Below are 15,789 nucleotides of genomic sequence, written 5' to 3'. Positions count from 1 at the left end.
TAGCCGGCCCAAGGTACGCAGGGAACTGAAGGGTCAAGTGAGCTCTCGCTGGGGTCTGCCTGGACAGACGGCATGAGCGCTCAGATCGGGCCCTGAAGGCCCCGAAGCCATGAAATCGCGTCGACATCTTCCAGGGACTGGCGATTTCACCTGTGGCGGTCGCACCGCCGGCTTCGTCCTGTGGATGCGCCGCCTTGGCGTCGCATCGCAATGGGTCCCCCCGAAGGGGGTGGTGGCATCCTTGCCGGGGCGTCCTTGCCCTTAGGTACTCTCCTTGCCGCCAGGCCGTACCTGTCTCATCGCAACCTAAGTCACACATCGCGTGGAGCAGACGCTACTGGCAGGATCGAGGTCGGCACACGTAACGTATGGGACTTCTTTGCCTGCACAGTCGGGAAGTGGCTCGAGCCGTTTGAACCGCTTCCCGCTTGCTCACGTCCTAACTATTGCGATAGGCGTGCCAAGCTTCCATATACCCATTAAAAAACAGTAGTTTACGAAAGCTACTTTTATGCCAGGTTACCTGCAACTCGGGCATGAGGCGAAAAACGGGCATGCATATGGCTTTTTTCGTCGCCGCTTACCGACACATATTGAGAAAAAACTAAAATAGCCAAGCAGATCAGCCAATTAGCGTGTACTGGATTAGCGACAACGAGGTCAATGACCGAGAAAGGCGGCGACAGTGGGCCATGCCGCACAGGCGAGCGACTCAGGCAAGGGTCTTGAGCAGGACCTTCGACTTGCGGGCGTGGTTGTAAGCGTCGCGCTTGAGCGGTGGCAGCACGTCGATAGTGGACAGACCGAAGCCGTGTTCGAAGAACCAGTGCGCCGTGTGGGTGGTCAGCGCAAACATCGACGTCAGCCCCTGCCGGCGTGCGCGACGCTCGACCTCGGCGAGCAGCAGCGCACCGCGCGAACCGCCCCGGTAGTCGACATGCACCGCCACACAGGCCAGCTCGCCCATTTGCGCCTCGGGAAACGGGTGCAACGCCGCACAGCCGACGATCATGCCGTCGCGGTCGATGACGATGTAGTCATCGATCTGGTGCTCGAGACGCTCGCGCGAGCGCTCGATCAGCATGCCGCGCTCTTCGAGGGGGCGCAGCAGCTCCAGCAGGCCTGCCACGTCGCTGAGTTCGGCCGGCCGCAGCTGTTCGTAGCGGTGCTGGGTGATCATCGTGCCCACCCCGTCGCGGGTGAACAGCTCGCCGAGCAATGCATCGTGATCGTGCCAACTGAGCAGGTGGGTGCGCCCCACGCCATGTCGCGCCGCCTCGCAGGCGGCACTGAGGTGACGTGCCAGCTCGCTGCCCGGGTCGGCATCGCGCAGTAGCGGCTCGGCCTCGGCCGGGGTCAACTGGCGCTGCAGCTGGCCGCTCACGTCGTGCAGGCCCTGAGCTTCGCCGAGCAGGATCAGCTTGTCGGCCTTGAGCGCGATCGCCGCATGCTGGGCGACATCGGAAGCGTTCAGGTCGAAGACCTCGCCGGTGCTGGAAAACCCCAGCGGCGGCAAGGCCACCAGCGTGCCACGATCGAGCAGCGACTCGATGGCCTGCGCGCGGACCCGCCGCACTTCACCGCTGCGGTCGTAGTCGATGCCATCGCGCACGCCCAACGGCTTGGCCATGACCAGGTTGCCCGACACCACTGTCACTTCGACCCCGTGCAATGGCGTATTGGGCAAGCCCAGCGACAGTCGCGCCTCCAGCCACAGACGCTGCTCGGCGGCGACCCGTTCGACGCAACGCATGATGGCGGCGTCGGCGACCCAGCGCCCGGCGTGGCGCTGCACCACGACACCTTCCTCTTCCAGCACGCGATTGACCTGCGGGCGGATACCGTAGACCACCACGACGCGCACGCCCAGGGTCTGCAACAGGGCCAAGTCCTGGGTCAGTTGGTCGCCGCGTCCATTGGCCATGGCCTCGCCCTCGATCAGGATGACGAAGGTGCGACCGCGGTGGGCGTTGATGTACGGCGAGGAGTTGCGGAACCAGTCGACGAAGGGGAAGCGCGTATCCAAGGCCTGCACTCCGGCAGTACGGTGAACGAAGGGGTGAAACGGCGACTATAGCAGAGCCGGCAAAAAGGCGGGACACCCGAAGGGCCCCGCCTTGTCATCAGCGTCGCCTGTTCGAGGCGTTAGCTGCCGAACATGCCCTTGAAAGTGAAGAAGAACAGGATCGACAGGCCGGCGCCGGCGGGCAAGGTGATCAGCCACGACATGACGATGGTGCCGAGCACGCGCAGGTTGAGTGCCGCCATGCCGCGCGCCAGGCCCACGCCGAGTACCGCGCCGACCAGCGTATGCGTCGTCGAGATCGGCAGGCCGGTGCCCGAGGCCAACACCACGGTGGTCGCCGCCGCCAGCGTGGCAGCGAAGCCGCGGCTGGGCGTCAGTTCGGTGATGCCGGTGCCCACGGTCGCGATGACGCGGTGGCCGTAGGTGACCAGGCCGACCACGATACCGCCGCCACCGAGCACCAGGATCCACCACGGCAGGATCGCTTCGCCACCCACTTGGCCGTGCGACTGGACCACGCTGACCACCGCCGCCAAGGGGCCGACGGCGTTGGCGACGTCGTTGGAGCCGTGAGCGAAGGCCATGGCACAGGCGGTGAACATCATCAGCACGCCGAACACCCGCTCGACACCGGAAAAGTCGAAGCTGTCACCGGTGCCTTTCTTGCCACGCCCGATGCGGTTCTCGAGCAGGATGCCCAGCACCATGATGGCGATGCCGATGACGACCGCAATCAAAAAGCTCTGGATAAAGCTGAGATCGAGGCCGACATGCGACAGGCCCTTGACCAGCGTCACCATGGCGATGATGAAGCCGACCAGGAAGATGTAGCCCGGCACGTAGCGCTTGGCGGCCGCGAACGGATCGCGGCTCTCGAAGATCAACACCTGTACCGAGCGGAACAGGACATAGCCGATGGTCCCGGCCAACAGCGGCGAAACGATCCAACTGGCGGCAATCTGTCCTACCTTGGGCCAGCCCACGGAGTCCACACCCAGCCCGGCGATGGCGAAGCCGACAATGGCGCCGACGATGGAGTGCGTGGTCGAGACCGGCCAACCCTTGGCCGAGGCGATCAGCAGCCACAGGCCGGCCGCCAGCAGCGAAGCCAGCATGCCGTAGACCAACAGATGAGGGTCTTCGGTCAGCAGCGTCGGGTCGATGATGCCCTTGCGGATGGTATCGGTGACCTGCCCCCCGGCAAGCCAGGCGCCGAGAAACTCGAAGACGACGGCGATCATGATGGCTTGCTTGATGGTGATCGCCTTGGAGCCGACGGAAGTCCCCATGGCGTTGGCCACGTCGTTGGCACCGACGCCCCAGGCCATGAAGAAACCGAAAACACAGGCGAGAATGATGAATACGTCGCCGTATTGCGCAATGATGGACATAGGCAAGGTTCTTTATGAGTGACGTTAAAAAACCCGAAATGCCGAGGGCATTTCGGGTTTAGCGAGCGGTGAGGATTTGCAGGCGGCTACCGACACGCTCGGCGCGATCCGCCAGATCCCCGATCCAGTCGATGATCTTGTAGAGGAACATCACATCCACCGGCGGCAACTGCGACTCCAGATCGAACAGTTGGCGACGGATGGCGATTTCCTGTTCGTCGGCCTGGTGCTCCAGATCGTGGAGTTCACGAATCAGGTTCTGCATCAGATCCGAGACGTTGCGTCCGAAGCCGGACTCGAGCAGATCGTCCATCTCCTCCAGCGCCTTGCGCGCCTGGGCGACGGCGGCCACGGCGGTCGTCAGGTAGTCGCGCATCGGCGGCGCCAGTGCCGGCGGCACCTTCATGCAGCGACCCAGCATGATGCCGGTGATGTCGCGTGCCCGGTTGGCGATCTTGTCCTGTACGCTGATCAGGTCCAGCAGATCGGAACGCGACACCGGCAGGAACATGGTGTTGGGCAGGTTGAGACGCAGCTGGGTCTTTAGCTGATCGGCCTCGTGCTCGAGGTGGGTCACTGCCTCGCGATGCCTGGCGGCTTCCTCCCAGTCCCCGGCCATGGCGGCATCGAGGAAGGGAAGCAGCTGGTCGGCACATTCGCTGGTCTTGACGATGTGTGCCAGGAGCGGCTGAAACGGCGAACGGCCGAACAGCGAGGAAAACGGATTGGAAGTCACCATAGCGTCATTCGTATGTTAGGAATGGCGGCGTCAGTATAGTGATTGGCCTGGCCGACGTCATGAAAAAATCATTCACCTGTCATCGAACGGACATATTGCCGCATGGCTGAAGAAATCGAACTCAAACTGGCCCTGGCGCCTGGCGAAGCCGACAAGCTGTCTCGCCACCCGGCACTCGGCGAAACGTCTGCACAACCTAAGCGACTGGCCAACACCTATTACGACACGCCGGCAGGCGACCTGGAAGCCGCCAGGGTGGCGCTGCGTCTGCGCCGCACCCCCGAGCGCACCCTGCAGACACTGAAGACCGCGGGGCATGGCAGTGGCGGTCTTTCCGCGCGGGGCGAATGGGAGTGGGAAGTCGACGGCGATGCGCTGGATCTCGAGGGGCTGACGGCGTTGCCGCCCATGCAGACGCTGGGTCGCGATGTGCTTCAGGCGTTGCAGCCACGCTTCACCACCGATTTCGAGCGCCAGGCCTGGCTGATCGACTACGAAGGCGCACGCATCGAGGTGGCACTCGACCGTGGCGAGATCCGTGCCGGTGAACGGCGCGTGGCCATCGACGAACTGGAACTCGAGCTCAAAGCGGGCGAGCCTACCGCGTTGTGGCGACTGGCCCGCCGCCTGGCCGAAGACATCGCCCTGCGCCCGGCCAATGCCAGCAAGGCGGCACGCGGTGGCGCACTGTGTGACAATCGCTGGCATGTGCCGGCAGGTGACGACTCGCCAGCGAGCTGCTTCGACCGGGCCATCCTGTACCTGGACGCCTACCGCGACAGCGGCCAGCCCGCGTTTCTCGATCAGGCGCGCTCCGAGCTGGATACGCTGATTCAGACAGCTAAGGCCGACGACGTGGAACAGCATGCCCGCGCTCTGGCCGATGCCCTGAGCCGGGAGAGCTGGCTGACGCTGGCCTTCGGTCAGCACAGCCTGGCCTTGCAGGCAGCGCTGCATCCCGCTTGAATCTTGCAATGCCACGCAAAACGACAGGAGTCCGATTTGCCACAGCTTCGACCCGCAGGTGTCGGTATTCGAACGAGAATATTTCAGATCATCTTCGAATCGGACACTCGAGCCGCTAAATCCTTCGACATTGCCCTAATCGTAACGATTCTGGCCAGTGTCCTAGTCGTCATACTTGATAGTGTCGATAGATATCACGCCCGGTTTGGAGACATCTTTTACTTCGCCGAGTGGGGCTTCACTCTATTATTTACGCTTGAGTTAGCCCTACGCCTCTACTGTCTGGAGCGTCCTTTAAGGTATTTAGGGTCTTTCTTTGGCCTGATAGACCTGATTTCGATATTGCCCACTTGGCTCGCATTGGTGATCCCTGGTGGCCAGTCGATTCTCGTCGTTCGCTTGTTGCGGGTTCTAAGGATTTTCAGAATTTTGCGATTGATGCAGTTCGTCGGAGAAGGGCAGCTTCTGATCGATGCACTGAAACGCAGCTTCCATCAGATAATTTTATTCTTGTTCAGCATTTTCACGCTGGTAACGATTTTTGCCTCGGTGATGTATCTGCTCGAGCCAGCCGAGGCTGGCTTTACCAGCATTCCCATTTCCATTTACTGGGCTATCGTCAGCCTGACGACGGTAGGGTATGGAGACATTGTGCCGGTAACCCCGCTAGGCCAAGGAATCACGGTCATGCTGATGCTCATTGGCTATTCGATCATTGCCGTACCCACGGGCGTGTTTTCCGCCGAGGTGATTCGCTCAATCCGTGAAGAGCGTTATTCCAACGAGGCCTGTCCGGGTTGCGGTTACGACCGTCACGAGCATAAGGCCCGCTATTGCCTGCGCTGCGGCACTTGGCTCGACGAGGAGCGACCCGACCCACGCAAGGTAGACAGGGCGCTCAGCGAACCGCCATCGGACAGCTCCGATACCGACACCTAGCCACCACACGATTTACGAAACTTTTACGGCGGTGCCCGTATAACGACATCGATTTTTTACGCCCGCTCTCTCTAGCCTTGGCTTACCTCTCCCCCTTGGAGCCAAGGCTATGCAAATCCTGCTGTTGATCCTTTCCTTCGCCGTCGGCGCCTATCTGTTCACCGCCCTGCTGTGGCCCGAACGATTCTAGGAGGCCGGCGATGAACGAGGTCATACTCTGCCATGCGCTGGTCATCGGACTGGCGCTTCCCCTGGGCCTGTACATGGCCCGCTCCCTGAACGATGACCGAAAGGCGCCTCTGGATGGGCTCTTTCGCCCCTTCGAGTCCATGCTTTATCGTCTGGCCGGCATCGATGCGCAGCGCACGATGACCTGGCAGGCCTATGCCTGGGCCGTCCTCAAGCTGCACCTGTTGCTGGTTCTGCTGGCCTGGGGCGTGTTCATGGCACAAGGTTTGCTGCCGCTCAATCCCGACGGCGTTGCCGGCATGCCGTGGGACACCGCCCTGCACACGGCCGTGTCGTTTGCCACCAATACCAACCAGCAGCACTACTCGGGGCAGGCACAGCTTTCCTACCTGAGCCAGACCTTCGCCATCGTGACCCTGCAGTTCGTCACGCCGGCCACGGGCCTGGCGGTGCTGCTGGCGATTGCCCGCGTGCTGCTCAGCAAGGCGAGCGTCGCGCGTTTCTCCGAAACGGCAGTACAGCCCGTCGGCGTAGGCAATTACTACCGTGACCTGGTGCGGACCCTACTGCGCGTCATGTTGCCGGTGGCCACCGTAGTGGCCCTGCTGCTGGCCTGGCAGGGGGTGCCGAGTACCTATCAGGGTGCACAGACACTACAGCCGCTGGACAGTGCAGTCACCGAAAGCCAGGTCATTCCTCGCGGCCCGGTCGCCTCGATGGTTGCCATCAAGCAGCTCGGCACCAACGGCGGCGGCTGGTACGGACCCAATTCCAGCGTGCCGCTGGAAAATCCCACGCCGCTGTCCAACGTCATCGAGAGCGTATCCCTGCTGCTGTTCCCCGTCGCCCTGCTCGTCGCCGTTGGCGTGATGACGGGCCGACGCCGCCTGATGACGGGCATTGGCGCGGTCATGCTGGCGTTTTCGCTGGCCTCGACGGCGGCCATGATCGTCTCGGAGAAGATGCCGAATGCCGCTTTCGAGGGTCTGGCCGCCGCCGGCAGCCCCAACATGGAAGGCAAGGAGGTGCGCTTCGGCCCGGAGATGTCGGCATTGTGGGCCAGCTGGACGACCCAGACTTCCAACGGCTCCGTCAACGCCATGCACGACAGCTTCAATCCGCTGGGTGGCGCAGTGACGCTGATGGACATGTTCGTCAACGTGACCTTCGGCGGTATCGGTGTTGGCCTGATCGGTTATTTGCTCTACCTCATGCTGGCAGCCTTCGTCGGTTCGCTAATGATCGGCCGCGCCCCCGAACTGCTGGGCAAGCCGCTGGAGACCCGCGAGATACGCTGGATCTCGCTGGCGATCCTCGCCCAACCGCTGGTCATCCTCGGCCTGACGGCGCTGGCCGTTGCCTTGCCCGGCCTGGCCGGCAATTCCAACCCGGCCTTTCACGGCCTGTCGCAGGTGCTCTACGAGTACACCTCGGCCTTCGCCAACAACGGCTCCGGCTTCGAGGGGCTGGGCGATGACACGCCGTGGTGGAACCTGACCTGCGTCATCGCCCTGCTGGTCGGGCGCTTCCTGCCCATGCTCGCGCCATTGGCGGTTGCCGCCTGGCTGGCCGGCAAGCGCACGGCTCCCGCCGGGCGCGGCAGTCTGGACATGGACAGTGGCGCCTTCGTCGGCCTGACCGCGAGCGTCATCGTCATTATCAACCTGTTGGGCTTCCTCCCGGTGCTGGTGCTCGGCCCGGTCGCGGAACAGCTGACATTCGGCTTCTGAGGAGAAAAGACGCCATGTCCACCTCGACCCAAACTCATCACTCTTCGCATCGCGCCGAAGGGCATTTCCAGTGGGGCCAATTGATCAGGGAATCCTTCCTGCGCCTGGGACCACGCTCCCTGGCCCGCAATCCGGTAATGGCCGTGGTCGGCATCGGCACGTTTGTCTGTGCCCTTTATACCGGCCTGGCGGCGGCCAGAGGCGAGAGCATCGCCTTTGCCCTGGCGGTGACCCTGGTCCTGCTGGCGACCGTATTGTTCGCCAATGGGGCGGAGGCGCTGGCGGAGTCCCGCGGCAAGGCCCATGCCGGCAGCCTGCGCGCCACACGCGGCCAGCTCAGGGCGCGCAAACTGCAGAGGGATGGCAGCGAAGCCATGGTGGCCGCCGATACGCTGCGCCGCGGCGACCGGGTCAGGGTCGTGGCCGGCGAGCTGATCCCCGCCGATGGCGAGATCGTCGAGGGTGCCGGCTCGATCAACGAGTCCGCCGTGACCGGCGAGTCCGCCCCCGTCCTGCGCGAGGCGGGCACCGACAACAGCGGCGTCAGTGCCGGCACCAAGCTGCTCTCCGATGAACTGGTCATCGAAGTCAGCGTCGACCCGGGCGAGTCGCTGCTCGACCGGATGATCGCGCTGGTCGAAGGCGCCAGTCGCCAGAAGACGCCCAGCGAGCTGGCGTTGTCGGTGCTGCTTGCCACCCTGACGCTGGTGTTCCTGATCGTGGTCGTGACGCTGGTGCCCATGGCGGCATTCGTCGGCATCGTGCCATCGACGATCATGCTGGTGGCGCTGCTGGTCTGCCTGATCCCCACCACGATCGGGGGATTGCTGCCGGCCATCGGCATCGCCGGCATGGAGCGGGCGATGCGCGCCAACTTGGTCGCCAAGTCCGGCAAGGCGGTCGAGATCGCCGGCAGTATCGACACCCTGCTGCTCGACAAGACCGGTACAATCACTCTGGGTGACCGCCACGCCACCGAATTCGCGCCCTGCGAAAAGGTCGCCATCGGCCGGCTGCGCGACGTGGCCTACCTGTGCTCGCTGGACGACCCGACCCCGGAAGGGCGTTCCATCGTCACGCTCGCCAGGGATCAGGGCGCGACATCGACCCTGGACAAGCGGGCCGAGTTCATCCCTTTCTCGGCGTCGACGCGGCTGTCCGGCGTCAACCTGCCCGACGGCACGCAACTGCGCAAGGGCGCCCCGAACGCCATCGCGACATTCATCCAGACCCATGGCGGCAACGTGCCCACGACCTACCAGCGACTGGTCGAGCGCGTTTCCCGCGAGGGCGCCACGCCGCTGGCCGTTGCCGAGGGAGGCCGACTGCTCGGCGTCATCGCCCTGTCGGATGTCATCAAGCCGGGCATCGCCGAGCGTTTCGCCCAACTGCGCGAGATGGGCGTCAAGACGGTAATGATCACCGGCGACAACCCGATCACGGCGGCGGCCATCGCGGCGGAGGCCGGGGTCGACGACTACGTGGCCGAGGCCACCCCAGAGCGCAAGCTGGAGATCATCCGCGAGGAGCAGGCCTCCGGACGTCTGGTGGCGATGATGGGCGACGGTACCAACGATGCCCCGGCGCTGGCCCAGGCCGACCTGGGGCTGGCCATGAACTCGGGCACCCAGGCGGCACGCGAAGCGGGCAACATGGTCGACCTCGATTCCGACCCGGGCAAGCTGCTGCGCGCCGTGGAGATCGGCAAGCAACTGCTCATCACCCGCGGCGCGCTGACCACCTTCTCACTGGCCAACGATGTGGCGAAGTACTTCGTCATCCTGCCGGCGCTCTTTGCAACCAGCATTCCGGCACTGGAGGTGCTGGACGTTCTCGACCTGCATTCACCGGAGTCGGCCGTGCTGGCGGCGGTGATCTTCAATGCGCTGATCATTCCCGCCCTGATTCCGTTCGCACTGCACGGCGTGCGCTTCAAGGCCACCTCGGCCACCGGGCTGCTGCGCCGCAATCTGCTGGTCTACGGCCTCGGCGGGCTGTTGCTGCCCTTCCCCGCCATCAAATTGCTCGACGTGATGATCGCCGGCCTGTTCTAGGAGCCAAGCCATGAACACTTCATTGATGACACGCACCTCGCTGCTGGCCTCGCTGCGCCTGATGGTCGTGCTTGCCGTACTGCTGGGCCTGTTGTATCCCTTCGTTGTCACGACGTTGAGCGGCCTGCTCTTTCCCCATCAGGCGAGCGGCAGTTTGCTGTACGATTCCCAGGGTAACGTGGTGGGCTCCACGCTGGTGGGCCAGCCCTTCCTGGGGGCCCAGTACTTCCATGGCAGGCCCTCGGCAGCGGACTATGCGCCGGATGCCGCCGCCGGCTCCAACCTGGCGCCGAGCAATCCCGTATTGCGCGAGCGTACCCTGGACGAGGTCCGCACACTGCAGGAAAGAGACGGCTTGTCAGCGGGCGAGATTCCCGTCGACCTGCTGGCCGCCTCGGGCTCGGGCATCGACCCGCATATCACGCCGGCGGCTGCCCTGGCCCAGGCGCCCCGGGTCAGCCAGGCGCGAGGTCTGCCCCTGCCAGCGGTCGAAAACGCCATCCAGGCGGCGACCGAATACACCGGGCTGCTGGGCGAACCTGCCGTCAATGTCCTGCGCCTCAACCTGGCCCTGAATGAAAGGGCCCTGAACGAACGGAGCCCGACCGACGAATGACCGGTATGCCATGAGCGGAGCGGGAAACCACGAGGCCTTACGTCCCGATCCGGATGCCCTGCTCAAAACTGCGCGCCGAGAGGCGCGCGGTTGCTTGCGTGTTTTCCTGGGCGCCGCACCCGGCGTCGGCAAGACCTTTGCCATGCTGCGCACCGCCCAGGACCGTATCGCCGAGGGCGAGGAAATCGTGATCGGTGTCATCGAATCCCACGGCCGCGAGGAAACCGAGCGCCTATGCGACGGCATCGAGCGCATCCCGCTTGTCGAGCGTGAGCATCGCGGGCGGACCTTTCGGGAATTCGACCTCGACGCCACCCTGGCGCGCAGGCCGTCTATCGTGCTCGTCGATGAACTGGCCCACCGCAACATTCCCGGCGGACGCCACCCACGCCGCTTCCAGGATATCGAGGAATTGCTGGATGCCGGCATCGATGTCTGGACCACCCTCAATGTCCAGCACATCGAGAGCCTGAACGACACGGTTGCCCGAGTCACCGGCATTCGCATGCGTGAAACCGTTCCCGACTCGTTGATAGCGCGAGCGCGGGACATCACGCTGATCGACCTGACCCCCGACGAACTCATCCAGCGCCTGCGACAGGGCAAGGTCTACGTGCCGGAGCAGGCCCGGGCAGCGCTGGACGGGTTCTTCAGCGTGGCCAACCTGACCGCGCTGCGTGAACTGGCCATGCAGACCATGGCCGAACGCGTGGATAGCGACGTGCGCGACTCCATGGGCGCGCGCGGCGAGCAAGGCCCCTGGCCGGTGCGGCCCAAGCTTCTCGTCGCCCTGAGCGGCCGGGCTGAGGATGCCAGCCTGATTCGTGCCGCCCATCGACTGGCCGAGCGACGTAGCGCCTCGTGGCGGGCCGTGCATGTCGACACGGGCAACCCATCCCAGACGATGCGTCTCGAGATCGAGAGGAGCAGTCAACTGGTCGAACGCCTGGGAGGCGACATGGTGGTCCTGCCGGGCCAGAGCCGCCTCATGGAACTGCTCGACTACGCACGCCGCAACAACGTCACGACACTCGTCATTGGCCGGGCCGTAAAGTCACTCTGGCGCTTCTGGCATCGCTCGCTGGGCAAGCAACTGCTCAAGGAAGCGCGGGAATTCGACCTAGTCATCATCGCCGAGACCGAACGCAGCAAGCGCCATGCCTTGTCGAGCCGGCCCTGGTCTGCCATGACTCGCCGGGAATGGCTGCTTCCCCTGGCCCTGCTCCCTCTGACGCTGGGCGTATCACTGCTTATCGATCAGGCGATGGACCTTGCCAACCTATCGCTGATCTTTCTTACCGGGGTGCTGATCACGGCGGCGTATAGCGGGACGCGTGCCGCCATGCTCAGCGCCGTACTGAGCTTTCTTATCTACAACTTTTTCTTTACCGAACCCCGCTATACCCTGGCGATGGTGCACCGCAACCAGTTGCTGACAGTCTTTCTGTTCTTCGTGGTCGCCATGATTGGCGGCCAACTGGCGGGGCGGGCCCGCCGGCAACTGATCGCCTTGCGCGCCAGCCGGGACCAGACGCAGCGACTGCTTCAGTTTTCCCGGGCCCTCTCGGCGTCGGCCGATCATGCCAGCGTCCGGGCCACGGGCGTCACTACGCTGGCGGACTGGCTGGAGGTCCCGGTGGTATTTCTGGAATGCACGCCCGGGGACGACGATCTGCAGATTACCGAATCGCATCCCGGCGAAATCGGCCTGGACAACACTGCCCGGCAGGCGGCCGCCTGGTCCTGGCATCACCGGCGTCCCAGCGGCCATGGCTCGCAGACGCTGGCGACCCAGCGCTGGCGATTCGTTCCCCTGGTCGAGAAAGAGAGCATTCTCGGTGTCGTGGGGCTGGCATTGGCCGATCGCGAGGCCTCGCTGGATCACGATCAGGAAATCCTGGTCGACACGCTCCTCAACCAGTTGAGCATGGCCCTGGCACGCACGCGCCTGGTCCACGACCTGGGCGCCGCACGACTGGCCGAGGAAAACGAACGGCTACGTTCGGCGCTGCTATCTTCCGTCTCACACGATCTGCGTACGCCGCTGGCCTCGATCATCGGGGCCGCCAGCACCTTACGCGACCTGGATGTCCAACTATCCAGTGACGACAAGCGCGAGTTGCTCGACAGCGTGCTGGGCGAAAGCGAGCGCCTGAACCGCTACATCCAGAACTTGCTGGACATGACGCGACTGGGCCATGGCACGCTGAAGCTAGAGCGGGACTGGGTGACCCTGGCCGATCTGGTCAATGCTGCACTCAAGCGGCTGGAGACGGCCCTGGGTCATATCGGCATCGAGCGGGAATGGCCGCCCGACCTGCCACTCCTGTACGTCCATCCGGCGCTGATCGAGCAGGCTCTGGTCAATGTCATCGAGAATGCCATTCGCTTCTCTCCACCCGGAGGACGCATCGTCATCCGCGGCGAACGCCAGGGAAGCGATCTGCTCATTCGTATCAGCGATGAAGGGCCCGGCATTCCCGAGCCCCTGCGGGAGCAGGTTTTCGACATGTTCTTCACGGGCGGTGAAGGGGACCGGGGCAGGCATGGCAGCGGCCTGGGGCTGGCCATTTGTCGCGGCATGGTCGGCGCGCATGGCGGTACGATCAGTGCCGAAGGCAACCCCAATGGGACAGGTACCAGTATCCTCATCTGCCTGCCGCTGACCGATTCGCCAAATGCCGACCTGGAGGAAGAGTCCCAGAATGAGCACTGACCGGCAGCGTATCCTGGTCGTGGATGATGAAACGCAGATTCGCCGCTTCCTGCGGATCAGCCTGACATCGCAGGGCTACGAGGTGATCGAGGCGGAGAGCGGGGGCGAAGGACTGATCAAGGCCATCAGCGAGCGCCCGGACCTGGTGCTGCTCGACCTGGGGCTGCCCGACATCGATGGCCAGGAAGTGCTCCAGGCCATCCGCGAGCAGAGCGATATCCCTGTCATGGTCGTCTCGGTCAGGGCGTCGGAAAGCGAAAAAGTGGCCTGTCTCGATGCCGGCGCCAACGATTACATCACCAAGCCCTTCGGCATTCAGGAACTGCTCGCACGCGTCAGAGCGACACTGAGGCAGCGCACTCCAACCCATGCTTCACCTGTGCACAAGCGGCTTCAAGCGGGGGAGTTGCTCATCGATCTTGCCGACCGTCGCATCACGCTGGCCGGCGCCCCCGTCAAGCTGACGCCCAAGGAATATGCCGTCCTGTCCATGCTGGCGACGTATCCCGGACGACTCATCACGCAGACCCAACTGCTCAATGACATATGGGGCCCCGTCCATAAACACGACACGCACTACCTGCGGATCGTCATCAGCAAGCTGCGCAACAAGCTCAGCGACGATCCCGAGAAACCTACGCTCATCATCACCGAACCCGGTATCGGTTACCGCCTTGTCATCGACTCCGACCCTGGCACCTGAGCCATCGGCGCCGCCAGAGACGATGGCGCCCGACCCTGCTGCACCATACAAGGCTGAGCCTAGGGGCTCAGGACAAAAACGGCGTCGGATCGCCGCGCCCTTCGCGCACGATGGTCGGTGGCTGTTCGCGTAGGTCGACTACGGTAGTCGGCTCCAGCGAGCAGGCGCCGCCATCGATGATCGCTTCGAGATGCGCGCCGAAGCGCTCGCGAATGTCCTCCGGATCGGTCAACGGCAACTCTTCGTCGGCGGGAATCAGCGTCACGCTCATCAACGGGCTGCCCAGCGCCTTGAGTAGTGCATGAGTGATGCGATGGTCCGGCACGCGCACACCGATGGAGCGCCGCTTGGGATGCAGCAACAGACGCGGTACTTCGCTGGTGGCGTTGAGGATGAAGGTATAGGGCCCCGGCGTATGGTTCTTGAGCATGCGGAAGACGACGTTGTCGAACTTCGCGTACGTGCTGATTTCCGACAGGTCGGAACACACCAGGGTAAAGTTGTGGCGGTCATCCAGCGAGCGCAGCCATTTGATCTTCTCGATGGCCTTTTTCTCGCCGAGGTGGCAGCCCAAGGCATAGCCCGAATCGGTGGGATAGGCGATGACCCCGCCGCTGCGGATGATGCCTACGGCCTGGTCGATCAGGCGCGCCTGGGGATTGTCGGGGTGAATCTGGAAGAACTGGGTCATCGCTACTCCTAAGCATTGGGTTCCTGATCGGTCACACTCCGCCAAGGCACGGCATCGAACCAGGACGGACAATCTATAGCCTAGTCGACCCGCCCTTTTCCCGACGACTGCGACGTCACCGGGCAAAGCCGGCCAGGCGTGGATGGCGCCATACCGGCAGCAACGCCGTGCGCGGCACCTCGCTCATGCTGCCCGGCGCAAGTGGGCCGCCGGGGGCATGGAAATCGCTGCCCAGCGAGCCGAACATGTCGCGTTCCTGCAACTGTCGCGACAGATCGCGGGTCGTGTCGGGATTCTGGTAGCCACTGACCAGTTCGGCGGCCTCGCCCCCCGCTTCTAGAAAATCATCGAGCAGCAGGCCACGCTTGCGGCGGGTCATGCCGTAGCGTAGCGGATGCGCCAGCACGGCGACGCCGCCGGCATCGCGAATCCAACCGACGATCTCGCTCAGCCATGGCCAGTGCGCCTTGACGTCGCCACGCTTGCCGGCGCCCAGGTGCTTCTTGAAGGCGCTGGCCATGTCCGGCACCACCCCGGCGGCGACCAGCGCCCGGGCGAAATCGGGCCGCCCCAGCGGCCGGTCGCTGCCCGCCTGCTCGCGCGCCCGGGCCAGTGCGTCGTCGAGCCCGACGGCCTCGAGACGCCGGGCGATCTCCTCACCACGTGCATCGCGCGCCCGGGCCTGGGATTCGAAGCCGTCGATCAGTGCCCCCTGGGGGCCATCGGGCAGTAACGCCACCACATGGATCGTCACCCCGCGCCACTGTGCCGACAGCTCGCTGGCGCAGATCAGGCGCAATCCCAGGCGCTCGGCTTCGGTCGCGGCTTCGGCGACCCCCGCCACGGTGTCGTGATCGGTCAGCGCCACATGGCTCAGGCCACGGGCATGGCAAAGCTGCATCAGCTCGGTCGGCGACAGGGCGCCGTCCGAGGCGGTGGAATGCATGTGCAGGTCGAGGCGGGCAGTATCGTCGAACGTATCGGGAAGTGGCATCATCGCATGACGCCGTCGGGCGTCTTTGTCAGAAT

12 protein-coding genes are annotated in these 15,789 nt (G+C 64.0%); 7 read left to right on the top strand and 5 right to left on the bottom strand.

The window, feature by feature from the left end:
* Window positions 1-712: 712 nt before the first annotated feature.
* From argA to MHM84_RS17070, 3 genes are all read right to left on the bottom strand, one after another.
* Window positions 713-2,026: an amino-acid N-acetyltransferase gene (gene argA, locus MHM84_RS17080; RefSeq protein ID WP_239267546.1), complete on the bottom strand. Its 1,314-nt coding sequence runs from the start codon at window positions 2,024-2,026 to the stop codon at window positions 713-715.
* Between the two features lie 119 nt (window positions 2,027-2,145).
* Window positions 2,146-3,417, bottom strand: a complete 1,272-nt coding sequence (locus tag MHM84_RS17075; protein ID WP_239267545.1) for an inorganic phosphate transporter — start codon at window positions 3,415-3,417, stop codon at window positions 2,146-2,148.
* 58 nt (window positions 3,418-3,475) lie between these two features.
* Window positions 3,476-4,156, bottom strand: coding sequence for a TIGR00153 family protein (locus MHM84_RS17070; RefSeq protein ID WP_239267544.1), 681 nt, complete (start codon window positions 4,154-4,156; stop codon window positions 3,476-3,478).
* A 102-nt stretch (window positions 4,157-4,258) separates the two neighbouring features.
* On the opposite strand from MHM84_RS17070, the gene MHM84_RS17065 reads away from it, so the two are divergent.
* The 7 genes from MHM84_RS17065 to MHM84_RS17035 all read left to right on the top strand — a co-directional run bounded on the left by MHM84_RS17065 (window position 4,259) and on the right by MHM84_RS17035 (window position 14,069).
* Window positions 4,259-5,122, top strand: a complete 864-nt coding sequence (locus tag MHM84_RS17065) for a CYTH domain-containing protein (protein WP_239267543.1) — start codon at window positions 4,259-4,261, stop codon at window positions 5,120-5,122.
* 36 nt (window positions 5,123-5,158) lie between these two features.
* Window positions 5,159-6,061 carry an ion transporter gene (locus MHM84_RS17060; RefSeq protein ID WP_239267542.1) on the top strand — a complete coding sequence of 301 codons (903 nt, stop codon included), beginning with the start codon at window positions 5,159-5,161 and terminating at the stop codon, window positions 6,059-6,061.
* Window positions 6,062-6,261: 200 nt separating this feature from the next.
* Window positions 6,262-7,980, top strand: a complete 1,719-nt coding sequence (gene kdpA, locus MHM84_RS17055; RefSeq protein WP_239267541.1) for a potassium-transporting ATPase subunit KdpA — start codon at window positions 6,262-6,264, stop codon at window positions 7,978-7,980.
* Between the two features lie 14 nt (window positions 7,981-7,994).
* The gene (kdpB, locus tag MHM84_RS17050; RefSeq protein WP_239267540.1) at window positions 7,995-10,034 is read left to right on the top strand and encodes a potassium-transporting ATPase subunit KdpB; all 2,040 of its coding nucleotides are present in this window, start codon (window positions 7,995-7,997) and stop codon (window positions 10,032-10,034) included.
* A gap of 10 nt (window positions 10,035-10,044) precedes the next feature.
* Window positions 10,045-10,650, top strand: a complete 606-nt coding sequence (gene kdpC / locus MHM84_RS17045; RefSeq protein WP_239267539.1) for a potassium-transporting ATPase subunit KdpC — start codon at window positions 10,045-10,047, stop codon at window positions 10,648-10,650.
* 10 nt (window positions 10,651-10,660) lie between these two features.
* A complete protein-coding gene (locus tag MHM84_RS17040; RefSeq protein WP_239267538.1) occupies window positions 10,661-13,366 on the top strand; it encodes a sensor histidine kinase KdpD in 2,706 nt (901 codons plus the stop codon).
* Complete coding sequence (locus MHM84_RS17035) at window positions 13,356-14,069, top strand: response regulator transcription factor (RefSeq protein WP_239267537.1); 714 nt, start codon at window positions 13,356-13,358, stop codon at window positions 14,067-14,069. Before MHM84_RS17040 ends, MHM84_RS17035 begins: the two co-directional genes overlap by 11 nt.
* A gap of 67 nt (window positions 14,070-14,136) precedes the next feature.
* Here the strand turns inward: MHM84_RS17035 and MHM84_RS17030 are convergent, their stop codons facing one another.
* Together MHM84_RS17030 and MHM84_RS17025 are read right to left on the bottom strand one after the other, a co-directional pair.
* Window positions 14,137-14,760, bottom strand: a complete 624-nt coding sequence (locus tag MHM84_RS17030; protein WP_239267536.1) for an L-threonylcarbamoyladenylate synthase — start codon at window positions 14,758-14,760, stop codon at window positions 14,137-14,139.
* A 115-nt stretch (window positions 14,761-14,875) separates the two neighbouring features.
* Window positions 14,876-15,757 (bottom strand): PHP domain-containing protein, encoded by an 882-nt coding sequence (locus MHM84_RS17025; protein ID WP_239267535.1) that lies wholly within the window; start codon window positions 15,755-15,757, stop codon window positions 14,876-14,878.
* Between the last annotated feature and the right edge of the window lie 32 nt (window positions 15,758-15,789).

It is taken from the genome of Halomonas sp. McH1-25, assembly GCF_022348165.1.
GTDB lineage: Bacteria > Pseudomonadota > Gammaproteobacteria > Pseudomonadales > Halomonadaceae > Modicisalibacter.
Note: the sequence above shows the minus strand (reverse complement) of the source record. Positions and strands in the feature narration are given on the sequence as shown.

Excerpts from the sequence above, each read along its gene's own strand:
- MHM84_RS17075 (WP_239267545.1), bottom strand. The coding sequence starts at position 3,417 with ATGTCCATCATTGCGCAATACGGCGACGTATTCATCATTCTCGCCTGT.
- MHM84_RS17070 (WP_239267544.1), bottom strand. The coding sequence starts at position 4,156 with ATGGTGACTTCCAATCCGTTTTCCTCGCTGTTCGGCCGTTCGCCGTTT.
- MHM84_RS17065 (WP_239267543.1), top strand. The coding sequence starts at position 4,259 with ATGGCTGAAGAAATCGAACTCAAACTGGCCCTGGCGCCTGGCGAAGCC.
- kdpA (WP_239267541.1), top strand. The coding sequence starts at position 6,262 with ATGAACGAGGTCATACTCTGCCATGCGCTGGTCATCGGACTGGCGCTT.
- kdpB (WP_239267540.1), top strand. The coding sequence starts at position 7,995 with ATGTCCACCTCGACCCAAACTCATCACTCTTCGCATCGCGCCGAAGGG.
- kdpC (WP_239267539.1), top strand. The coding sequence starts at position 10,045 with ATGAACACTTCATTGATGACACGCACCTCGCTGCTGGCCTCGCTGCGC.
- MHM84_RS17040 (WP_239267538.1), top strand. The coding sequence starts at position 10,661 with ATGAGCGGAGCGGGAAACCACGAGGCCTTACGTCCCGATCCGGATGCC.
- MHM84_RS17035 (WP_239267537.1), top strand. The coding sequence starts at position 13,356 with ATGAGCACTGACCGGCAGCGTATCCTGGTCGTGGATGATGAAACGCAG.
- MHM84_RS17030 (WP_239267536.1), bottom strand. The coding sequence starts at position 14,760 with ATGACCCAGTTCTTCCAGATTCACCCCGACAATCCCCAGGCGCGCCTG.
- MHM84_RS17025 (WP_239267535.1), bottom strand. The coding sequence starts at position 15,757 with ATGATGCCACTTCCCGATACGTTCGACGATACTGCCCGCCTCGACCTG.